General features: G+C 63.7%; 20 protein-coding genes. 14 read left to right on the top strand and 6 right to left on the bottom strand.

The genetic code is table 11. The features are described from left to right. Positions 1-38 precede the first annotated feature (38 nt). Both arsB and ACKPCU_RS02895 read left to right on the top strand, forming a co-directional pair. Complete coding sequence (gene arsB, locus ACKPCU_RS02900; RefSeq protein ID WP_321349767.1) at positions 39-1,097, top strand: ACR3 family arsenite efflux transporter; 1,059 nt, start codon at positions 39-41, stop codon at positions 1,095-1,097. 18 nt (positions 1,098-1,115) lie between these two features. Further along, positions 1,116-1,394, top strand: coding sequence for a peptidylprolyl isomerase (locus ACKPCU_RS02895; RefSeq protein WP_104736651.1), 279 nt, complete (start codon positions 1,116-1,118; stop codon positions 1,392-1,394). Here the strand turns inward: ACKPCU_RS02895 and ACKPCU_RS02890 are convergent. After that, on the bottom strand, positions 1,382-1,963 hold the full coding sequence (locus ACKPCU_RS02890) for a helix-turn-helix domain-containing protein (RefSeq protein ID WP_321349764.1): 582 nt from the start codon (positions 1,961-1,963) through the stop codon (positions 1,382-1,384). The genes ACKPCU_RS02895 and ACKPCU_RS02890 overlap by 13 nt on opposite strands. A gap of 123 nt (positions 1,964-2,086) precedes the next feature. On the opposite strand from ACKPCU_RS02890, the gene ACKPCU_RS02885 reads away from it, so the two are divergent. After that, positions 2,087-3,247 carry a benzoate/H(+) symporter BenE family transporter gene (locus ACKPCU_RS02885; protein WP_321349762.1) on the top strand — a complete coding sequence of 387 codons (1,161 nt, stop codon included), beginning with the start codon at positions 2,087-2,089 and terminating at the stop codon, positions 3,245-3,247. Between the two features lie 9 nt (positions 3,248-3,256). Here the strand turns inward: ACKPCU_RS02885 and ACKPCU_RS02880 are convergent, their stop codons facing one another. Then, entirely contained in the window at positions 3,257-3,802 is a 546-nt protein-coding gene (locus ACKPCU_RS02880; protein ID WP_104736653.1) for a DUF1003 domain-containing protein, read from the bottom strand. Positions 3,803-3,834: 32 nt separating this feature from the next. Continuing rightward, positions 3,835-4,596, bottom strand: coding sequence for a TOBE domain-containing protein (locus ACKPCU_RS02875; protein ID WP_321349760.1), 762 nt, complete (start codon positions 4,594-4,596; stop codon positions 3,835-3,837). A 71-nt stretch (positions 4,597-4,667) separates the two neighbouring features. Here ACKPCU_RS02875 and modA point away from each other — a divergent pair, with 71 nt between their 5' ends. The 3 genes from modA to modC are packed head-to-tail and all read left to right on the top strand — an operon-like array spanning position 4,668 to position 7,188. Further along, the gene (gene modA / locus ACKPCU_RS02870) at positions 4,668-5,417 is read left to right on the top strand and encodes a molybdate ABC transporter substrate-binding protein (protein ID WP_321349758.1); all 750 of its coding nucleotides are present in this window, start codon (positions 4,668-4,670) and stop codon (positions 5,415-5,417) included. Positions 5,418-5,419: 2 nt separating this feature from the next. After that, the gene (gene modB / locus ACKPCU_RS02865) at positions 5,420-6,115 is read left to right on the top strand and encodes a molybdate ABC transporter permease subunit (protein ID WP_321349756.1); all 696 of its coding nucleotides are present in this window, start codon (positions 5,420-5,422) and stop codon (positions 6,113-6,115) included. After that, entirely contained in the window at positions 6,112-7,188 is a 1,077-nt protein-coding gene (gene modC, locus ACKPCU_RS02860; RefSeq protein WP_321349754.1) for a molybdenum ABC transporter ATP-binding protein, read from the top strand. Before modB ends, modC begins: the two co-directional genes overlap by 4 nt. Here the strand turns inward: modC and ACKPCU_RS02855 are convergent. Together ACKPCU_RS02855 and ACKPCU_RS02850 are read right to left on the bottom strand one after the other, a co-directional pair. Next, complete coding sequence (locus ACKPCU_RS02855) at positions 7,181-7,846, bottom strand: restriction endonuclease (protein ID WP_321349752.1); 666 nt, start codon at positions 7,844-7,846, stop codon at positions 7,181-7,183. The two genes, modC and ACKPCU_RS02855, sit on opposite strands and share 8 nt — an antisense overlap. A 73-nt stretch (positions 7,847-7,919) precedes the next feature. Further along, a complete protein-coding gene (locus tag ACKPCU_RS02850) occupies positions 7,920-8,231 on the bottom strand; it encodes an ArsR/SmtB family transcription factor (RefSeq protein WP_104736659.1) in 312 nt (103 codons plus the stop codon). A gap of 98 nt (positions 8,232-8,329) precedes the next feature. Between ACKPCU_RS02850 and ACKPCU_RS02845 the strand changes: the two genes are divergently transcribed. The 4 genes from ACKPCU_RS02845 (at position 8,330) to ACKPCU_RS02830 (ending at position 14,345) form a co-directional block, all read left to right on the top strand. Then, positions 8,330-9,418, top strand: coding sequence for an NADH:flavin oxidoreductase/NADH oxidase (locus ACKPCU_RS02845; RefSeq protein WP_321349749.1), 1,089 nt, complete (start codon positions 8,330-8,332; stop codon positions 9,416-9,418). A gap of 135 nt (positions 9,419-9,553) precedes the next feature. After that, positions 9,554-10,174 carry a flavin reductase family protein gene (locus tag ACKPCU_RS02840; protein ID WP_321349747.1) on the top strand — a complete coding sequence of 207 codons (621 nt, stop codon included), beginning with the start codon at positions 9,554-9,556 and terminating at the stop codon, positions 10,172-10,174. A gap of 122 nt (positions 10,175-10,296) precedes the next feature. Further along, positions 10,297-11,886 (top strand): ABC-F family ATPase, encoded by a 1,590-nt coding sequence (locus ACKPCU_RS02835; protein WP_321349745.1) that lies wholly within the window; start codon positions 10,297-10,299, stop codon positions 11,884-11,886. A 248-nt stretch (positions 11,887-12,134) separates the two neighbouring features. Continuing rightward, on the top strand, positions 12,135-14,345 hold the full coding sequence (locus ACKPCU_RS02830; protein ID WP_321349743.1) for a TonB-dependent receptor domain-containing protein: 2,211 nt from the start codon (positions 12,135-12,137) through the stop codon (positions 14,343-14,345). A 27-nt stretch (positions 14,346-14,372) separates the two neighbouring features. Here the strand turns inward: ACKPCU_RS02830 and ACKPCU_RS02825 are convergent, their stop codons facing one another. After that, complete coding sequence (locus tag ACKPCU_RS02825) at positions 14,373-15,071, bottom strand: DUF1294 domain-containing protein (protein WP_321349740.1); 699 nt, start codon at positions 15,069-15,071, stop codon at positions 14,373-14,375. A 212-nt stretch (positions 15,072-15,283) separates the two neighbouring features. Here ACKPCU_RS02825 and ACKPCU_RS02820 point away from each other — a divergent pair, with 212 nt between their 5' ends. The 4 genes from ACKPCU_RS02820 to ACKPCU_RS02805 are packed head-to-tail and all read left to right on the top strand — an operon-like array spanning position 15,284 to position 21,952. Then, positions 15,284-17,236, top strand: a complete 1,953-nt coding sequence (locus ACKPCU_RS02820; protein WP_321349738.1) for a TonB-dependent receptor domain-containing protein — start codon at positions 15,284-15,286, stop codon at positions 17,234-17,236. Further along, positions 17,236-21,129 (top strand): cobaltochelatase subunit CobN, encoded by a 3,894-nt coding sequence (cobN, locus tag ACKPCU_RS02815; RefSeq protein WP_321349736.1) that lies wholly within the window; start codon positions 17,236-17,238, stop codon positions 21,127-21,129. Before ACKPCU_RS02820 ends, cobN begins: the two co-directional genes overlap by 1 nt. Before the next feature lie 14 nt (positions 21,130-21,143). Next, positions 21,144-21,647: a MotA/TolQ/ExbB proton channel family protein gene (locus ACKPCU_RS02810; protein ID WP_321349735.1), complete on the top strand. Its 504-nt coding sequence runs from the start codon at positions 21,144-21,146 to the stop codon at positions 21,645-21,647. Beyond that, positions 21,647-21,952, top strand: a complete 306-nt coding sequence (locus tag ACKPCU_RS02805) for a DUF2149 domain-containing protein (RefSeq protein ID WP_104736667.1) — start codon at positions 21,647-21,649, stop codon at positions 21,950-21,952. Before ACKPCU_RS02810 ends, ACKPCU_RS02805 begins: the two co-directional genes overlap by 1 nt.

Raw genomic sequence — 21,952 nt, 5'->3', positions numbered from 1 at the left:
AAAAGTGAATATTTTGTGACGCCAGACAAGGTCCGCCCATGCACAGCAGCGCTGAATCCACCCGCCAACCCTCGCCCATGGGCCGTTTTGAACGCTACCTGACGCTCTGGGTGGCCCTCTGCATTGCCCTCGGCACGCTGCTCGGTGTGCTGCTGCCAGCTCCTATGCAGGCACTGGGCTCACTCAGTGTGGCCAACGTCAACCTGCCGGTCGGCCTGCTGATCTGGGTGATGATCATCCCGATGCTGATGAAGGTCGATTTCGCCGCGCTCGGCGAAGTGCGGCAGCAGACCCGCGGTATTGCCATCACCTTGCTGGTCAACTGGGCGATCAAGCCGTTCTCGATGGCGCTGTTTGCCTGGCTGTTCATCCGCCAGTTGTTTGCTGGCTGGCTGCCCGCCGAGCAACTGGATCATTATGTCGCCGGTCTGATCCTGCTGGGTGCTGCGCCCTGCACGGCGATGGTGTTTGTCTGGAGCAACCTGTGCCGCGGCAACCCGCAGTTCACCCTGAGCCAGGTGGCTTTGAACGACGCGGTGATGGTGATTGCCTTTGCCCCGATTGTCGCGCTGCTGCTCGGTGTCAGCGATATCGTCGTGCCCTGGGATACCCTGCTGCTGTCGGTTGGCCTGTATATCGTACTGCCGTTGGTGATTGCCCAGGCCGCCCGCTACCTGCTGCTGCGCCGCGGCAAGGCGGCCCTGGAACAGGCCCTGACCACCATCGCGCCACTGTCGATGGGCGCGCTGCTGGCGACCCTGGTGCTGCTGTTCTCGTTTCAGGGCGAGGCGCTGGTGCAGCAACCGCTGGTGATTGCCCTGCTGGCCATCCCGATTCTGCTGCAAACGCTGTTTATCGCCGCGCTCGGCTACGGTCTGAACCGCCGCTTCGGAGTAAGCCACGAGGTGGCCGCACCCTCTACCCTGATTGGCGCCTCCAACTTCTTCGAACTGGCGGTTGCGGTGGCCATCGCGCTGTATGGATTCAACTCCGGTGCGGCACTGGCGACGGTCGTTGGCGTGCTGATTGAAGTACCATTGATGCTCTGGTTGGTCAGTATGATCAACCGCAGCCGTCCCTGGTACGAATCCCGCTGAACCCGAGAGGAACCCGTCATGCCCGTCGCCATGGCCCGCCATATTTTGGTCAAGACCGAAGCCGAAGCCGCCGCGCTGAAGAAACGCATCGCCGCCGGCGAAGCTTTCGATGTGCTGGCAAAGAAGTACTCGACCTGCCCGTCGAAAAAGCGCGGCGGTGATCTGGGTGAGGTACGGCCGGGTCAGATGGTCCGCGCCATCGACCAGATCATCTTCAAGAAAGCGCTGAAAGTAGTGCACGGCCCGGTAAAGAGCCAGTTCGGCTACCACCTGGTGCAGGTGTTCTATCGCGACTGAGCATTGCTGCCCGGCGGGTAGTAAATCAGGTTGTGAAACACCGCCGGCACGCTACCCCGATTGCGATAACCATGCGGCTGGTCCGCCGCAAAGCGCACCGCCTCACCCTCGTTCAGCGGCTGCCAGGTACCCTGCACCAGCAGCTCCATAGCGCCGCGCACCACCATCACATGCTCGACCACGCCCGGCCTGTGCGGCTCTGACAGCCGCTCGTAACCCGGCAACAGGGTCAACTCGAACAGCTCAAAGCCGTAGCGCGCATCAAACGGAAACAGCGGCGCGATCAACATGGCATCGGCGGCCGGCCGCTGGCGCAGAGCGTCGGCGCTGCGCAGGGTCACACCGCTCTGTTCGGCCGCCGGCGGCTCCAGAAAGCTGGACAGTGAAGCACCAAAGCCCGAGGCAATCTTCCACAGGGTGGCCACTGTCGGGCTCGACTCACCGCGCTCGATCTGCCCCAGCATTGCCTTGCTGACACCACACTCGCTGGCAGCGCGGTCCAGGCTCCAGCCGCGGTCATTGCGCAACTGCCTGAGGGTAACGGCAAGGTACTGGTTGATTTCCTGCATCAAGGGTCCGGTCGGTTGGGGGCGGCACAGCATAGCAATTTCCTTTTGTGCGTTATAGCGCACAGTGCTAGGATCGGCCAACCGTGCGCTATAACGCACATACCGCCGATTGAGGATCGCCACATGCTGAAGGCCTGGTTCAACCCATCCCACATTGCCGCCGGCTTTATCGCCGTGCTGGTGGGCTATACCAGCTCGGCCGTGATCATCTTCCAGGCCGCCGAGGCCGCTGGCGCCTCGCCGGAGCAGATCAGCTCCTGGCTGTGGGCATTGGGCATCGGCATGGCGGTCACCAGTATCGGTCTGTCGCTGCGCTTTCGCGCGCCGGTACTGATCGCCTGGAGTACGCCAGGCGGCGCGCTGCTGGCTACTGGGCTGCCCGGTTTCAGCCTGAACGAGGCCATCGGCGTGTTCCTGTTCAACGCTGCGCTGATCACCCTCTGCGGCCTGCTTGGCTGGTTCGACCGCATCATGCGCCTGGTGCCCGCATCACTGGCCGGCGCCATGCTGGCCGGTGTACTGTTGCCCTTCGGGCTCAACCTGTTTGGCGCACTGCAGGAGCAAACCCTGCTGGTCGGTGTGATGCTGGCCTGCTACCTGGCCGGAAAGCTGCTGCTCCCGCGCTACGTGATTCCGCTGACCCTACTGGTCGGCGTGCTGGTTGCCGCCTTGGCCGGGCAACTGCATCTGGAGCAGCTCGAGTGGTCACTGGCTCAGCCGGTCTGGACGACCCCCGCACTGTCGATTCCGGCACTGCTCGGGGTCGGCATCCCGCTGTTTATCGTCACCATGGCCTCGCAGAACGTGCCGGGTATGGCCGTGCTGCGCGCCAACGGCTATCAGTTGCCCGCCTCGCCGCTGATGACCACCACCGGGATCACCGGTCTGCTGCTGGCACCCTTTGGCGGCTACACCTTCAACCTCGCGGCAATCAGCGCCGCCATCTGCGCCGGCAAAGATGCGGACGCCGACCCGAGCCAGCGTTTTCGGGCCAGTACCTGGGGCGGGTTCTTTTATCTGCTGACCGGTCTGTTCGGCGCGACCGTCGCCAGTCTGTTCGCCGCCTTCCCGCAGGCGCTGGTGATGGCGATTGCCGGACTGGCGTTGCTGGGCACCATCGGCAACGCGCTGGCTACCGCACTGCACGACGACCAGCAGCGCGAAGCGGCGTTTCTGACCTTTCTGGTGACCGCATCAGGACTGGCGCTATGGGGCATCGGCAGCGCCTTCTGGGGGCTCTTGCTCGGCCTGCTGGTACTGCGATTGTACCGTCGCCACGGCTGAATACGGCGCTCAACGGCGGTCGCAGATGCCACTGTGGATTTCGCTGGTCAGGGTCTCGATCCGCTGGCTGAGTTGGTGCACTGTTTCGGTCAACCGGGTGTTCTGCTCCATCAACTGCAACAGGTGCTCGGTCTGCTCGGCAGCGTGAGCGGCGCGTTGCTCACTGGCCTCGGCCAGCGCTTCGCGGTGCAGCGCATCGGCCTGCGCTGAGGCCTTGTCCCGGTCAGCCTGGCGGGTCTGCGCCAGCAGAATCAGCGGCGCGGCATAGGCCGCCTGCAGACTGAACGCCAGGTTCAGCAGAATGAACGGGTAGCGGTCGAAGCTGACCAGGTCAGTCACGTTGATGGTAATCCACAGGCCGACAATCAAGGTCTGCGCAATCAGGAACACCGGGGTGCCGAAGAAGCGAGCAAAGGCTTCGGCGCGCAGGGCAAACCAGCCATCGCCGAACACCGAGTCAAGATGCATATTCGGGCGGTGGAAACGGAAATGGTGCGTGGCGGGCTTGCCTGTCGCCGCTACGGATTCGGTCTTGCCTTGCTCAGACTTAGTCATCAACTCACTCCTTGGCCAACGGGATACAGGCACTATAGTGCGCAGAGGATAATCTGTTCAGGGTCAATCCACAGGCTTATCGATTCGCCAAGCCCCGGCACAGCCGGATCACCCACCAGCGACGCCACCAGCAGCACGCCACCGGCCAGCTCTGCCTCCAGCGCCAGTTGGTCACCAACCTGCTCACGGCCCACCACCGTGCCGGTCAGTCGGTTACCGGGCATCACGTCGCCCGCCAGCTTCACCCACGGCGCCTTGATCAGGGCAAACACCTCTGCGCCAGGACGCAACCCTAGCCGCTCACTGCTACTGCGGGTAATCACCGCGGCCAGACACTGGCCACCATCCAGCTCCAACTCGGCCCGGTCATTAAGTCCCTCAGGGTGCAGCGCGGCGACCCGGGCAAACAGCTGATTACGCGCGCTGGTGCGCAGGCGCAGCCGGTTCATGACCTGCAGGTAGGGATCAAGACTGTCGTCTTCGCTGAGCCGCGCCAGAAAAGCCGCGTGTTCCTGCTGATAGCGGCGAAAAGCGGCCACCAGTTGCTCACCAGCCGCCGTCAGCCGGGTGCCGCCACCGCCGCGCCCACCCACCGAACGCGCCACCAACGGACTGCCCGACGCCTTGTTCATCGCATCGACCGCATCCCAGGCGGTCTTGTAGCTCATGCCGGCGGCGCTCGCCGCCTTGCTGATCGAACCGGTCTCAGCAATGCAGACCAGCAATTCGATGCGATCCTGCCCCGCCAGCGGTCGACCCTGATGGGAGAACCAGACCTGTCCTTCGAGTTTCATTGCACACTACCCCATACGCTATATAACGAATAATATAACGGTTGTTACCGCCCCCGTTAGCAAGGACTCCCATGCGTCTATCACTGCTCGTCACCACCATTGCCTGCCTGATTGTTGGCAGCCCGCTGCAGGCGGCCGAGGTACAGGTCGCGGTTGCGGCCAACTTTACCGCACCAATGCAGGACATCGCCGCCGCTTTCGAGCAAGACACCGGCCACCGCGTGGTTGCCGCCTTTGGCTCGACTGGCCAGCTGTATGCCCAGATCAGCCACGGCGCGCCCTTCGAGGTCTTTCTTGCAGCCGACGCCAGCACCCCGGCGCGCATCGAACAGGAAGGGCTCGGCGTTGCCGGCTCGCGGTTCACCTACGCCACCGGCGCGCTGGCGCTGTGGTCGACTGACGCCAACCTGATCCACGACGGCGAATCGCTGCTGCGCAGCGGTGCCTTCCGCCATCTCGCCATCGCCAACCCAAAAACCGCACCCTATGGCCTGGCTGCCACGCAGGTAATGCAGCGCCTCGGATTGAGCGACACACTGAAGCCCAAGCTGGTCGAAGGCCAGAGCATCGGCCAGACCTATCAGTTTGTCGCCAGCGGCAACGCCGAGCTGGGCTTCGTTGCACTGTCGCAGATTTCCCGCTACGGCCAGATCACCAGCGGATCAGCCTGGCCGGTACCGGCAGCGCTGTACGAGCCCATTCGTCAGGACGCGGTGCTGCTGACTAAGGGGGCCGACAACCCCGCCGCCACGGCCCTGCTCGCCTATCTGAAAAGCGAGCGTGCTACCGCAGTAATCAGCAGTTACGGCTACGGTCACTGAGCGTGAGCCTGCCGTTCGACGCCGCCGACCTCGCCGCTGTCTGGCTTACGCTCAAACTGGCAGCCCTGACCACTGCACTATTGCTGCTGGTTGGCACCCCGCTGGCCTGGTGGCTGGCGCATACCCGCTCTCGGTTGAAGGGGCCAATCAGCGCGCTGGTGGCCCTGCCGCTGGTACTGCCGCCGACGGTGATCGGCTTCTACCTGCTGGTCGCGATGGGGCCGAGCGGTCCGATTGGCGCACTAACCGAGCGACTAGGGCTGGGCACTCTGGCATTCAGCTTCAGTGGCCTGGTCATCGGCTCGGTATGCTATTCCATGCCCTTTGTCGTGCAGCCCATTCAAAACGCCTTCGAAGCCATCGGCAAAAGGCCGCTCGAAGTGGCAGCAACCCTCGGCGCCAGCCCCCTGGACCGCTTTTTCACTGTCGCCCTGCCGCTGGCCCGCCCCGGCATCATCACCGCCAGCGTACTCGGCTTTGCCCACACCCTCGGCGAGTTTGGCGTGGTACTGATGATTGGCGGCAACATTCCCGAACGCACCCGGGTGGTCTCGGTGCAGATCTTCAACCACGTAGAGGCAATGGACTACGCCAGCGCCCACTGGCTGGCCGGCGGCGTACTGGTTTGCTCGTTTCTGATTCTGCTGCTGCTCAACCGCCGTGGTCAGCTGCGGGTGATGCCGGGGGGACAACCATGATCCGGCTGCAACTCAAACAGCGGCTGGCGGATTTCACGCTCGATCTGGACCTGACACTGCCCGCACGCGGGGTCAGTGCCATCGTCGGCCCCTCTGGCTCCGGCAAGACCACCCTGCTGCGCTGCATCGCCGGGCTGGAACACGCAGCCGAGGCACTGGTGGAGATCAATGGCAGCTGCTGGCAGGACAGCCAGCGCAATATCTGGCTGCCGCCGCACAAACGTGCAGTCGGCTACGTGTTTCAGGAAGCCAGCCTGTTTGACCACCTCAATGTGCAGGACAACGTGCACTACGGTCGGCGACGCAGCCGCGCCCCGGCCAGCGATAGTCAGACAGCGCAGATCATTGAACTGCTGGGCATTGGCCATCTGCTCAAACGCGACACCGTCAGCCTGTCCGGCGGCGAGCGCCAGCGCGTCGGCATCGCCCGAGCCTTGCTCGGCAACCCGCGTCTGCTATTGATGGATGAACCGCTGACTGCCCTTGATCCGCAGCGCAAGGCCGAGATCCTGCCGTATCTGGAGCGGCTGCACGCCGAACTGGCACTTCCGCTGCTGTACGTCAGCCACTCGCCGGATGAAGTCGCCCGGCTGGCCGACCACCTGGTCTTGCTGGACAACGGGCGGCTACAAGCCAACGGCCCGTTGCATGCGCTACTGCCAAGGCTCGACCTGCCCCTGGCCCACAGCGATGACGCCCGCGTTGTGCTGGACGGCGTGGTCAATGGCTATCAGCCACACTACCAGTTGCTTAGCCTGCAACTGGCCGGCGCCCAACAACTGCAGATCATCCACAGCGCGTTGCCGCAGGGCCGCACGGTGCGGGTAGCAATACAGGCAAGGGATGTGAGTCTGGCACTGGACAAGCCGCAGCACAGCAGCATGCTGAACCTGCTGCCGGCAACCATCTGTGCTGTCGAACCCGCCAGTAGCGCTGCACAGGTGCTGATTCGGCTGGATGTGGGAGGGCAACCGCTGCTGGCCAGGGTGACCCGCTACTCGGCAGATCAGCTTGGTTTGGCAATCGGTCAGCAGCTGTGGGCGCAGATCAAAGCGGTCGCTGTACTCAGCTGAGTGCGCCGCCCTGCTTTGCCGCGCGCTGCAGCCACTGCTGCATGTGTCCGCGGTCAATCAGGCGAATCGCGTTGCGACGGGCGAAGGCCCGCGTGTCGTTATTGATGCGGCCATTGCAGACCACAATGGTGGCTTCGGCATCCAGCGCCTGCGCTCGCTCCAGCGCATGCTGCAGCATCGCCGTTTTCAGCGTCGGGCGACGCCAGTACTCGGTCACCAGCAGCGCCCGCAGTTCACCGCGCTGCAACATCAGTTCTGTGTCCTTCGCCGCTCCGCTAACCGATCGATAGCTTTCCCCGTGCAGAGCCAGCTCGACCAGATCACACATCTCCTGCCAGCTGAGCTGCTCCAGCAAGCATTCCGATGTTCCCTCGTGCTGCAGTCGATCCAGTCGCCGCCGACGTGACAAGCGGTTGAACAGCTCCGCCACGCCCGTGCACAGTAATGCCAGTGGCACCAACACTTGGCCGACAAGGGCAAAGCTGTGCAGCAGGGTAACCATCTCGCTGCCGCGCTGGCTTAAGGGCCGAACCGACTGCGCTATATAGTGAAGGGCCAACCAAGTAATGATGGCCAGCAAAAAATAAAGCCACCACGGCACCACGTGCCGGGTCAGCAACACCTGCTCAAGCGGAGAAACAGTCTGACGACGAGGCATCCTTGACTCCTGAAAGATGGCTCCATGCCACCTCAACAAAACGATAGCTGCTGCAACCGATCAGGTAAAGGCGTTACCGACCCAGGCTGCGCTGAGCCAGAATAGCGTCCAGCAGACCGGGGAAACGCGCATCGAGATCAGCCCGGCGCAACGAATTCATATGAGTTGTGCCGACACTTTTGGTCATTACCAGACCAGCGTCACGCAGTACCCGAAAATGATGCGACATGCTCGACTTCGGGCGGCCCCCATCCAGTTCGCCGCAACTGGCTTCAGCAACGTTGGCCAGGCGCTGAACGATTTCCAGCCGCACCGGATCGCTCAAGGCGTACAGCACGCGTTCAAGAATCAGCTCACTGGCAGGCGGGTGTTTGAAGGGTCTCATGCCACCCGATGATACACAGTGGTTTACTTCCGATCTATAGTTCCAATATTATCGAACAATTGAATAAACACATTCTCCCACGCTGCCGGAGGTCATCCATGTCAGCCCTGTTTCAACCTTTTGCCCTCAAGAACATTTCCCTGCGCAACCGCATCGCGGTACCGCCAATGTGTCAGTACTCGGCCACCGACGGCCTGGTCAACGAATGGCATGTCGCCAACTACACCGGCATGGCCCGGGGCGGCGCCGGACTGGTCATCGTCGAAGCCACCGCCGTTTCGCCGGAAGGCCGCATCACCCCCGGCTGCGCCGGTATCTGGAACGATCAACTGGCCGAGGCCTTCGTTCCGGTCGTGCGCGGCATCAAGGCCAATGGCGCGGTGCCGGGCATCCAGATTGCCCACGCCGGTCGCAAGGCCAGCGCCAACCGCCCCTGGGAAGGCGACGACCACATCCCCAATGAGGCCGCCAACGGTTGGCAGACTATCGCACCGTCGGCCATTCCCTTCGGTGCACATTTGCCGAAAGTACCTGAGGCCATGAGCCTGCAGGACATCGAGCGGGTCAAGGCGGACTTCGTTGCCGCCGCCCGCCGCGCCCTGGCGGTCGGCTTCGAGTGGCTGGAGCTGCACTTCGCCCACGGCTATCTGGCCCAGAGCTTCTTTTCATCGCACGCCAATCAGCGCACCGACGCCTACGGCGGCAGCGCCGACAACCGCGGTCGCTTCCTGCTGGAAACCCTGGCGGCCGTGCGTGAGGTCTGGCCAGAGCATCTGCCACTGACCATTCGCTTTGGCGTCATCGAGTTCGACGGCAACGACGAACAGACCATGGCCGAATCGATCGATCTGACCCGCCGCTTCAAGGCGTCAGGTATGGACATGATGAGCGTCAGCATGGGCTTCAACACCCCGACCGCGCAGATTCCCTGGGCACCGGCATTTATGGGCCCGATTGCCAAACGGGTGCGTGATGAAGCCAGCGTACCGGTCTCCTCGGCATGGGGCTTTGGCGAGCCGCATATCGCCGAGAAGGCGGTAGAGGACGGCCAACTGGATCTGGTCATGGTCGGCAAGGCCCATCTGGCCAACCCGCACTGGGCCTACCACGCCGCCCGCGAGCTGAAGGTCGAGCGCCCCTCCTGGGTTCTGCCGGCGCCCTACGCCCACTGGCTTGAGCGCTATTAAGGAAAGCGTTGGCCAAATCCGCATGCTCTCTGCGAGGGCGTGTAGCATTGAGCCGTGTCTCCCTCGCCCCTTGCGCGCGCCGCTTCGGCGCGCTGCAATGGAGAGCAGCCAATCACGCAACCGGATGGGAACAGCATGCAGGACGACAGCTACTACTATGAACCCGCGCAGGGCCACGGGCTGGCCCACGATCCGTTCAATGCCATCGTCGGCCCCCGGCCGATCGGCTGGATCAGCAGCCGCAGCGCCGACGGCATTCTCAATCTGGCGCCATACAGTTTCTTCAACGCATTCAACTACATACCGCCGATCATCGGCTTTGCCAGCATTGGCCACAAGGACAGTCTGAGCAATATCGAGCAGACCGGCGAGTTTGTCTGGAATCTGGCCACCTTGCCGCTGGCCGAGGCGATGAACCAAAGCTGCGCCGCGGTCGCACCGGAGGTTGACGAGTTTGCCCTGGCCGGCCTCACGCCAGCGCCGTCAAACCTGATCGAGGTACCCCGGGTAGCCGAAAGTCCGGTCTCCTTTGAGTGCCGCAAGACCCAGATCATCCAGCTGCAGAGCGCCGCAGGGGATGCGGTAAATACCTGGTTGGTACTCGGTGAAGTCATTGGTGTACATATCGACCGACGCCTGCTGGTCGACGGCGTCTACCAGACCGCCGCTGCCGAACCGATCCTGCGCGGCGGCGGCCCGGCTGACTATTTCCGCATCGAGCCGGGCGCCCTGTTCCGCATGCAGCGGCCGGGCTGAGCCGGACCTTCGGTCGGCGCGGCCCTGTCGCCGCGTCGACGCAACCGCTACAATGCGCGGCTTTGCGCCGCCCCTCGCGGCTGTCCTTTTCGTCCGCTCATTTGCTCAGCCAGGATTTTTCCGTGATCTCCACCGCCAACATCACCATGCAGTTTGGCCCCAAGCCGCTGTTCGAAAACGTCTCCGTCAAATTTGGCAACGGCAACCGCTACGGCCTGATCGGCGCCAACGGCTGCGGCAAGTCGACCTTCATGAAGATCCTCGGCGGCGAGCTGGAGCCGTCCGGCGGCCAGGTCATGCTGGAGCAGAACGTGCGCCTGGGTAAGTTGCGCCAGAACCAGTTTGCTTACGAAGAGTTCAGCGTGATCGATACCGTGATCATGGGTCACGAGGAACTGTGGAAGGTCAAGGCCGAGCGCGACCGCATCTACTCGCTGCCGGAAATGAGCGAAGAAGACGGGATGAAAGTCGGCGAACTGGAAGGTGAGTTCGCAGAAATGGACGGCTACACCGCCGAATCTCGCGCGGGTGAACTGCTGCTCGGCCTGGGTATTCCGCTGGAGCAGCACTTTGGCCCGATGAGCGAAGTCGCCCCCGGCTGGAAGCTCCGCGTACTGTTGGCGCAGGCGCTGTTCTCCGATCCGGACGTGCTGCTACTCGACGAGCCAACCAACCACTTGGATATCAACACCATCCGCTGGCTGGAAAGCATTCTCACGGCGCGCAGCAGCACCATGATCATCATTTCCCACGACCGTCACTTCCTGAACTCGGTCTGCACCCACATGGCTGACCTGGATTACGGCGAGCTGCGCCTGTTCCCCGGCAACTACGACGAGTACATGACCGCCGCCACCCAGGCGCGCGAGCGTCTGCTGTCGGACAACGCCAAGAAGAAAGCCCAGATCGCCGAGCTGCAGACCTTCGTCAGCCGCTTTTCGGCCAACGCCTCCAAGGCCAAGCAGGCAACCAGTCGCGCCAAGCAGATCGACAAAATCCAGCTGGAGGAAGTCAAACCGTCCAGCCGCGTCAGCCCGTTTATCCGCTTCGAGCAGTTCAAGAAACTGCACCGTCAGGCGGTAACCCTGCAGAACGTCAGCCAGGGCTACGACGGCGAAGTGCTGTTCAAGGGTCTGAACCTGCAGATCGAAGCGGGCGAGCGCGTGGCCATTATCGGCCCCAACGGGATCGGCAAGACCACCTTACTGCGTACCCTGGTCGGTGAAATGCCGCCAATGGCCGGTGAAGTGAAGTGGGCCGAAAGCGCCGACATCGGCTACTTCGCACAGGACCACGCCGACGACTTCAAGGACGACTGCACCCTGTTCGAGTGGATGGCGCAGTGGACCCAGGGCGGTGAGCAGCTGGTGCGCGGCACCCTCGGCCGCATGCTGTTCTCCAACGACGAAATCGGCAAATCGGTGAAGGTGATTTCCGGGGGTGAACAGGGCCGCATGCTGTTCGGCAAGCTGATCCTCGGCAAGGCCAACGTCATGTTGATGGACGAACCGACCAACCACCTCGACATGGAATCGATCGAAGCACTCAACCTGGCCCTAGAGAACTACCCGGGCACGCTGGTCTTCGTCAGCCACGACCGTGAGTTCGTCAGCTCGCTGGCCACTCGCATCATCGAGCTGTCGGAAAATGGCGTGACCGACTTCTCCGGCAGCTACGACGATTACCTGCGCAGTCAGGGCGTGCTGGTCTGATCCGACCGGCCGCCAACCACTGCCGGTGATTGGCGGGCGCGCCGCCTGATTACTTCCCACTGATGTATTCGCAGTGCAGACCTGCCATGAAGGCACGTTTGCCCGTCGCCTTTACAGAATTTACACACCCGTCCAGGTCCTTAACTACGGGGCCGGCAGGATACGTACACACTTGGACACACTCTGCACGACACAATCTCATTTGCAAATGATTATCATCCATGGATATTTTCCGATGGAGATCGTGTATGTTTCCCTTCCGCCGCCGCACACTGCTGGCCAGCGCTGTTGCCCTGGTCGCCTCGGCACCCTCTCTGCAAGCCGACGAAGTGGTTACTCTCGACAACCTGGTCGTGACCGCCTCGGGCTTTGAGCAAAAGCTCACCAATGCCCCCGCCAGCATCAGCGTCATCAGCCAGCAAGACCTACAGCAGAAGCGCTACAACAGCCTGGCCCATGCGCTGGGTGACGTCGAAGGCATCGACATCGGCCAGGGCACCGGCAAAACCGGCGGCCTCAACATCAGCATTCGCGGCATGCCCAGCGAGTACACCCTGGTTCTGATCGACGGCCGCCGTCAGAATGCCGCCGGCAATGTCACACCAAACGGCTTCAACGAAACCTCGACCAGCTTCATGCCGCCGCTGTCGGCCATCGAGCGCATCGAAGTCATTCGCGGCCCGATGTCGACCCTGTACGGCTCGGATGCCATGGGCGGCGTGATCAACATCATTACCCGCAAGGTCGCTGACGAGTGGACCGGCTCCCTGACTCTGGACCACACCTTCCAGGAAAACAGCGATTACGGCGCCACCAGCAATGCCAGCCTGTACACCAGCGGCCCGCTGGTGGAAGACCTGCTTGGCCTGCAGCTGCGCGCCAGTGTGTTTGACCGCCAAGAGTCGGATCTCAGCTTCGGCGACGGCAGCGATGTGAGCAAGCGCGGCCCGTCCCCGGTCGATGGCCGCAACCATACCCTGGGCGCACGCCTGACCCTGACGCCTCACGAGAACCACGACTTCAGCCTGGACTTCGAGCGTGGCCGCCAGCGCTACAACAACGACGAATGCCAGTTGGGCACACTGGATGGCCTCAACCGCGCCTGCACCGTGCCGACTACTGCGGCCAACGGCTATGCCGACGAACTGCGCTTTGAGCGCGAGCAGATTGCGCTGACGCACACCGCCCGTCTGGGCGTTGGCACGCTGGATTCCAGCCTGATGCGCAACCAGACCGAAACCATTGGCCGCACCCTGCCCGGCGACCCTATCGGCAGCCCCTCCGGTATTCCCGGCAGCCTGGCCGGTGACGATCGCGAGCTGGAAACCACCAACCTAATATTTGATACCAAGCTGGTCGCGCCGGTCGGCGATAACCACATGACCACCGTGGGTGCGCAATGGTGGAAAGCCGAGATGACCGATGGCATTGCGACCGAGGACTTCGAGCAGAAAACCTGGGCGCTGTTTGCCGAAGACGAATGGATGCTACGCGACGACCTGGCACTGACCCTGGGTGCCCGCTATGACGATCACGATGCCTTTGGCGGCCATATCAGCCCGCGCGCCTACCTAGTCTGGAACGCCGCTGACAGCTGGACTATCAAGGGTGGTGTCAGCCGCGGCTACCGTACCCCGGACCTGAACGAACTGCACGACGGCATCAACGGTATCAGTGGTCAGGGCACCGTGGTCACCATCGGCAACCCGGACCTGGACCCGGAAACCACCACCAGCACCGAGTTTGGCGTGTACTACGACAGCTACGACGGCCTCAGTGCCAATGCCACGGTGTTCCACAACGAGTTTGAGGACAAGATCGCCAGCGGTAACCCGGTTGCCGATCCGCTGTGCGCCGGTAACGCGGGTGGCACCTGCTCACAGCTGGTGAATATCGACGAGGCGGTCACTCGCGGTCTGGAGCTGGCAGCCCGCTGGGAATTCATTCCCGCCTGGACGCTGAGCGGCAATTACACGTATACCGACAGCGAGCAAAAAAGTGGCGCGGACAAGGGTCAGCCGCTGACCAACACACCGGAGCATCTGGCCAACGCCAAGCTCGACTGGCAGACCAACAGCCGCCTGAACCTGTGGCTACGCGGCGAGTATCGCGGCGAGCGTGCGCGTTTCTCGTCCAGCTATGCCAACCTGGCCAACGGCAACGGCAGCTATTCCAGCAACCAGTCGCTGTACGACGCATTGGGTGCGAAGACCAAGGCCTACACCCTGTTCCATCTGGGTGGCTCGTTCCAGGCAACCGACAACCTGACCCTGAACGCAAGCATCTACAACCTGTTCGACAAGGACTTCCTCAAGGGCCAGACCTACACCACCTACACCAACGCTGGCGCCGTGGACGGCACCGCCTTTGGCAGCGACTACATTGTCAGCGGTCGATCGACTACCGGTGTGCTGGAGGAAGGACGCCGGCTCTGGCTGTCAGCCAACCTGACGTTCTAACCGCCAGGCCGGTCGTGCGGGTGCTGCTCAGGTTGGCAGCAGCCCGCCCAGCAGGCTGCTGTCCAGCACCAGTCGGTCGAGCCAGACCAGCTGGTGCACGGCAACAATCAGCCAGAACAGCACCTGAAAGGACACCTTGCGGGTCTTGTGGCGAAACAACTGCTGGGCCACCAGCGCGCCCGGCCAGCCGCCCAACAGTGCGGTTATCTGCAGGGTATTCTCCGGCGTGCGCCAACGCCCTGTCTCGGCGCTGCGTTTATCGAGCCAGTACTGAACAAAGCTGATAACGCTGATCACCCCGTACGCCAGCAGCCACCAGGGCTGCCCCTGGTCCAGCCAGAGTTGCAGACTGCCGACCAGCGGCAGCACGCAGAGCAGCGCCAGCACCACCAACTTGGCACCCCGATTGTGTACCCGATGACGGTGCCGTCCGGTACGGCGCGCGGACCCGCGCGTCGGCGTCGGCGTCGGCGCGCTACGCTCGCGCGGCTTGCGACGAATGGCCGGACGGTCCAGCGCCAGCCCCTCACCGCGCATGTGCTCGGCCCGTCGGCGCCCCTGTTCGTCGGCGATAGCAACAAAGCGCACCACCATGCCGGTGGCTGGACGGGCATCACCACGCATGACCGAAATATGGGCAAACACCCGTTCACTGCCGTCATCCGGCTGGATAAAGCCAAAGCCTTTGACATCGTTCCAGTTAACCAGCTTGCCGCCCTGCTCCATTGCCGCGCTCCTGTTCCCCAGCATTCGTAACAATACTGCCCGGCGCAGCTGCCACAAACCAGACTGATTGCGCGTGACGTCATCATAGCCGGTTTATTTAAGCCACTGACTTTGATTTATTTGTTATGTTATAACGACAAAAAATATTCTGCAGACACCTCTCCAGCCACACGCATCTGCGTTGGCCAGAAATCAAACAGCAAGGAACAAACATGGAAAACCGTTCAGGGGCCGCCAGTTGCGGTCTGTTCGCGCTTGCGCTGCTGGGGAGCAGCGCCTCGGCAAACAACCTCGCAAACACCAACTCAACGGCTTTGCCCACCCTGGTGGTCACCGCCACCACCACCGAGCGCAGCACCGCCGATGCGCCGGCCAGTGTCAGTGTGGTTGCCGGCGATGACCTGCGCAGCAGGCCGGTCAATGACCTGGCCGACGCGGTGCGCAATACCGTCGGTGTCGATCTGGAAGACCTCGGGCTCGGGCGCCGCGGCGTATCCATCCGCGGTATGAATTCCGAGCAAACCCTGATGCTGGTCGACGGCCAGCGCATCAGCGCCTCAGCCTCGGGTATCGCCCACTCGGATTTCGAGCTGGGCTGGGTGCCCACCGAAGCCATCGAACGAGTCGAGATCGTGCGTGGGCCCATGTCCTCGCTGTACGGCTCCGAAGCCCTTGGCGGCGTGGTCAACGTGATCACCCGCGCCGCCACCGATGAGTGGCAGGGCTCGCTCAGCAGCAACGCCACCTTCAGCGACAGTAGCCTGGACGGCGACCAGCGCAAGACCGGTTTCTATCTGGGCGGGCCGCTGGTCGATGGCAAGCTGGGGCTGAACCTGTGGGGCGAATTCCGCCAGCGCGACGCCCTGCATGACGCCGCCAACCCGACGCTCAGCCAGCTCGACGAGCAGGACGCGCGCAGCGGTCACCTCGGCCTGAGCTGGACGCCGCTGGACAACCAGCGCATCGACCTTTCGGTCGACGCCGGCAACGAAGAGCAGGACGGCGACCGCAGCTCCAGCGCCAGCCCGCTATACAAAACCCACTACGACGTCGACCGCCGCCGCTACTCGCTGGCGCACAAGGCTGACTGGAGCTGGGGTGACAGCCAGCTGCGGCTGTACCGGGCGGAACTGGAACGCAAGGCCTATCGCAGCGATGGCGCCGACGCCAGCGGCCCGAACACCTTCACCGACACCGTGCTGGATGGGCGCATCGGTCTTCCGCTGGGCGAGCACCAGTTGCTGACCTTCGGGGCAGAAACCCGCCGCGAAGAACTGGAAGACCCGACCGTCAACCGGGGTGGCAAGGCCGAGCAGGACCACTACGCCGCCTTCGCGCAGAATGAAATCTGGTTCAACGAACAATGGGAGCTGGTGCTGGGCGCACGCGTCGACCGCCACGAGGACTTCGGCTGGGAAACCAGCCCGCGCGGCTATCTGATGTTCCACCCCAGCGATGCCCTGACCCTGCGCGCCGGCGTGGGTCACGGCTTCAAGGCCCCGACCCTGAAGCAGCTTTCACCCGAGTACGAGTCGCGCGCGGCCATGGGTGGGCGCGGCATCATCCGCGGCAACCCCGAGCTGGAGCCGGAAACCAACCAGTCCTTTGAGCTGGGCGCCGAGCTGGACCAGGGCCGCTGGATGCTTGCCGCCACCCTGTTCCGCAACGACGTCGACAACCTGATCGAAACCATCCGTCTGCCCACCTGCGACGTACCGGGCCGCGTCTGCCTGGAGTACGACAACATCGCCGAAGCGCGCCTGCAGGGTCTGGAGTTGAGCGGCCGCGTCAGCTTGCTCGACCCACTTAGCCTGAGCGCCAACTACACCTATCTGGACGCCGAAAACCGGGTCACCGGTGAGCGTCTGGCTGACCGTTCCCGCCACCGCGCCAACGCCAGCCTGGATTGGGACCTGACGCCGACAATCGGCACCCGACTACAGGCCCAATACCACAGCTCGCAATTCCGCTCGGCCAGTGAGCCGGACAGCCCCGGCTATACCTTGGTGAACTGGTATCTGGACTACGCCGTCACCCGCAACCTGAGCCTGCACACCGGTATCGAAAACATCGGCGATGAGCGGCTGGCCAACGACGACCCGGACGACTATGACCGCGTCGACAGCGGCCGCCGTTACTTCGCCGGCCTGACGGTCAGCTTCTGATGCGCGGCGACTACCCAATCCGCCGCAGCCTCTGCGCGCTGCTGTGGTTGCTGGTGGCGGGCATGGCGCAAGCACAAACACAGGGCGCCAGCGTGCTGGTGTTGCACAACAGCTTTGTCTCCAGCGAGAAATTCCAACTGCTGCAACCTCTGGCGGCGCAGCGCGATGTCGCGCTGCAGCACCTGAACGTCGAGAGTGCAGACAGCGAGGCGCTGCAACAGGCGCTGGAGAACAGTGCGCTGGTGGTGTTGGACGTGCCTCGCCCCAGTGACCGTGCACAAGTCAGTCGGGCACTTGAAGCACGGCAAGACCTGCCGCCACAGCTGACCATCGGCGGTGGCCGCCCACTCTGGGAGCAGCTACCACCCAGAGTGGCTGGCCCGCTGGTGGCGCTCTATGCCGCCGGCGGCGAGTCCAACTACACCCGCTTCTTTGCCCTGGCTGCCGCCATTCAACGCGGCGCGCCGGTCACGCCTGAGTTACTTGCCCCGCCCGAGCAGCTGCCGTCTACCGGGTTTTATCACCCGCAGGCACCCGAGCTGTTCAGCGCCCTGGCCGACTATCTTGACTGGGCTGATCAGCGGCTTCCCAATGCCAAGGGACGCATCGCTTACCTGATCCACTCGGGCATGGTCGGAGATATGCTGACCCGCGAGCTGGACCAACTGATCGCCCGCAGCGAGGCCGCCGGCCTGCAGCCGGTCATGTTCTGGTTCGACGGCAACGCCGAGGGCGGTCTCACCTCGTTGTTCGCCGGCCAGTCGATAGACGCACTGGTCAACCTGACCCACATGCAGAACGGCTCGGCGCGCAGCGCCGACTTTCTCGCCCTCGACGTGCCAGTCATCCAGACCCTGCGTTTTCGCGAGGGCGAAGCAGCCGACTGGCCTGATGCGGTCAGCGGTGTCGCCGCACGCACCACCGCGGTCTTTCTGGCTGGCCCCGAGGGCTGGGGCGTCAGCGACCCGCTGGTGCTGTCGGCGACCACCGACGGTGTCGACGACCTGTTGCCCGCGCAGGCCGACGCACTGATCGCCAAACTGCAGCGGCTGGTTGCCCTGCGCCACACCCCAGCAGCGGACAAACGGCTGGCACTGCTGTTCTGGAACTACCCGTCCGGGGAGAAGAACCTCGGCGCCTCCAACCTCAACGTGCCACGCAGCATCGTCTCGATCCAGCAGGCGCTGCAGGCCGAGGGGTATCAGGTAGGCGAGCCAGTCAGCGAGCAACAGGTGATCGAGCATGCCCAGCGCCTGCTCGGCGCCCTGTACGGCAGTGTCACCCCCGAGCAGCTGCTGGCCGACGGGCTGGCCGTCAGCTACCCGGTCTCTGACTACCAAACGTGGCTGGACAGCCTGCCCGCCCGGCGCCAGCAGGCCCTGCCCGCCCAAGGCCCGCCCGAGCAACACCCGGCCGTGCGTGAAGTGAACGGCGAACCGGCATTTATCCTGCCGGCCTGGCAGCTGGGCCACCTGCTGCTGATGCCGCAAATGCCGCGTGGCGGAGAACCCGGCAACTATCACAGCCAGGACAGCACCCCGGATCACCGCTATCTGGCCGCCTACCGCTATCTGCAAACCCGGGCCGGCACGGATGCGCTGATCCATCTGGGCACCCACGGCACCCAGGAGTGGCTGCCGGGCAAGGACCGCGGCCTGGCAGCGGATGACTATCCCTGGCTGGCGGCGGGTGATCTGCCGATCTTCTATCCCTACATTCAGGACAACGTTGGTGAAGCCATCCAGGCCAAGCGCCGCGGCCGCGCTGTGACCATCAGCCACCAGACCCCGCCCTTTGCCCCGGCCGGCCTGTATGACCAAATGCGCGACCTGCACCACCTGATCCACGAGTACCAGCAACTGGACGAAGGTCAGGTGCTGGACACCGTGCGCGAGCAGATCCGCGCCAGCGCCATCGAAGCCAACATGCACGCGGACCTGGGCTGGAGCGAGGAGCAAACCACCGCCGATTTCGACGGCTTTCTGCAGGCCCTGCACGATCATCTGCACGAGCTGGCGCGCACCGCCATGCCACTCGGGCTGCATACCTTCGGTCAACCGGCGAGCACCGAACACCGCATGATTACCCTGATGCAGCAGTTGGGCGCGCCCTTCTATGCGACACTGGGCACCGATCAGCTGGAGCTGTTTGCAGTCGAGCACGAGGCGCTCACCGCCACCCCGGCCTACCGCGCTGTCGAACAGCTGCTGGATGAACAGGCGAGCGCTGAACTGGCTCCCGAGGTCGCCGCCTTTGCCGAACGCGCGCGCCAGCTGGACCGGCAATTGCGCAATACCGGCGAGAATGAGGCGCTGCTGGCCGGGCTGGCCGGGCGCTTTGTCGCGCCGGGCTCAGGCGGCGACCCGATCCGCAACCCGGATGTGCCCAGCGGCCGCAATCTCTATGCCTTCGAGGCAGACAAGATTCCCGCCCGCGCCGCCTGGGACAGCGGCGCTATCGCCTACCAGCAGCTGGTCGACGCCTTCCGCGCTGAACACGAGGGCGCCTGGCCCGAAAAGCTGGCCTTCAGCCTCTGGTCATCAGAGGCCATCCGCCACCTCGGCGTGACCGAAGCCCAGGTGCTGCACACGCTGGGGCTGCGGCCGATCTGGGATAACGGCGGCCGGGTCACCGCGCTGGAGATCATCCCGGCCAGCGAGCTGGGCCACCCGCGCAGCGATGTGGTGGTACAGGTCACCGGTGTCTACCGCGACCAGTTTGACCACTTTATGCGCCTGCTCGACGACGCCATCGCCCGGCTGGCCGAGCTGGATGAACCCGGCAACCCGATTGCCGCCAACAACCGCCGCATCGCCGCCGAGCTGCAGGCCCAGGGCATGAGCGCCGAACAGGCCGCTGAAGCCGCCGGCTACCGCATTTTTGGCAACGCCCCCGGCGAATACGGTACCGGCGTGCCTGATCTGGCGATGGCCTCGACCGAGTGGGATGACGATGCCGTGCTGGCCGAGCAGTTCCTCGCCAGCAACGGCTACGCCTTTGGTAATCGGCAATGGGGCGAGGCCAATGGCAACACCAATTTGCTGGCATCGCAGCTGCGCGGCACCCAGGCGGCCATCATGTCACGCTCCTCCAACCTGCATGGCGTGCTGTCCACCGACCACCCGTTCGAGTTTCTCGGCGGGTTATCGGCTGCCGTGCGTCACCTCGATGGCGCCGCGCCGCAACTGCTGATCTCTGACCTGCGCAGCAGCGAGACCCGCACCACCGGTCTGGACCGTTTCCTCGCCGATGAGCTGCGCGTGCGTTATCTCAACCCGCAGTGGATCGAAGGCATGCAAGCCGAGGGCTATGCCGGCACGCTGGAAGTGCTGAAGGTCACCAACAATCTGTTTGGCTGGCAGGCAGTGGACCCGTCGACCGTGCGCGACGATCAATGGCAGGCGCTCTTTGACACCTACGTCAACGACAGTCAGGCGCTGGGCACCCAAGAATGGTTCGAGCAGCACAACCCCACCGCCCAGGCACAGATGCTGGAACGCATGGCCGAGGCCATTCGCAAGGACTACTGGGACGCCTCCGAGCAGACCCGCGCGCAGTTGGCCGAGCGCTGGCAGCAGCTGCAGGACGAGTTTGACGTAGCACCCGGTAACCCGGTAACCAGCGCCTTTATCGCCGAGCTGGCGCGCGGCGCCGGCTTCGAGGCGCCAGCCAGCAGCGAGCCGTCGGCAGCGCGTCCCGAGCTGCCCGAGCAGCCCGCTGCCGCCAGCGAACCCGCAGCGACCCAGCCAGTGCAGGGCCAGGTGCTAGAAGCCGTCGGCGAAGAATCCGAACCGGACTACACCGCCTACTGGGCGCTGGCGCTCATGCTGCTGTTGATCGGTGGCGGCGCCCTGCAGCAAGCGCGCCGCCAACGCACTTCCTACAACCTCTGACAAGACTGACTGACATGAGCTTTTTCAACGACATTGAACACCTGTTATACGCCGTTTCCCGCCTGTTTCTGGCCCCGGTCATGTTGCTCATCGCCCTGGCCCTGGCCTACGCTCTGGTGACCCTCGGCGCCTTTGCCGTGGAGGCCTGGCAACGCCAGCGACGTAGCCATCACGCCGCACTCTTCCGACAGGCCAACCACCCGGACGGCACACCGGTAGCCAGCGATGATCTGGAGCTGTGGATCATGCGCCGGCTGGAATGGCTGCACGTGGTCTCCCGTACCGCGCCCATGCTCGGGCTGATCGCCACCATGATTCCCATGGGCCCGGCGCTGCTGGCCTTGGGAAACAACGATGCGCAAGCGGTCGGTCGCAATATGGTAGCGGCCTTCTCGGCAGTGATCCTCGCCCTGCTGGCGGCCAGCCTCTGCTACTTCATGCTTACTGTACGCCGGCGCTGGCTGCTGGAAGACCTGCGCCAGCTGGAGCAGCAGCGTAGCCGCCAAGGGGCAAACTGATGCGCTTTCTGGACGAAGATGACGACGATCCGATGCTCTCGGTGGTCAACCTGATCGACCTGTTTCTGGTGATCATCGGTATGCTGATGGTGGTGATCGCGCAGAATCCGCTCAACCCCTTCTCCGAGGAGCGGGTAGTGGTGGTCGAAAATCCGGGGGAGGACAATATGCGCATTACCGTCAAGGACGGACAGGAGCTGACCCGGTACGAGTCCAGCGGGGAAATGGGCGAAGGTCAGGGCGCACGCGCCGGTGTTACCTACCGGCTGGATGACGGACGTATGATCTACGTGCCGGAAGGCTAA

The sequence above is a fragment of the Halopseudomonas oceani genome (assembly GCF_963677335.1).
Lineage (GTDB): Bacteria > Pseudomonadota > Gammaproteobacteria > Pseudomonadales > Pseudomonadaceae > Halopseudomonas > Halopseudomonas oceani.
This window is presented reverse-complemented; position numbering and strand designations above follow the sequence as displayed.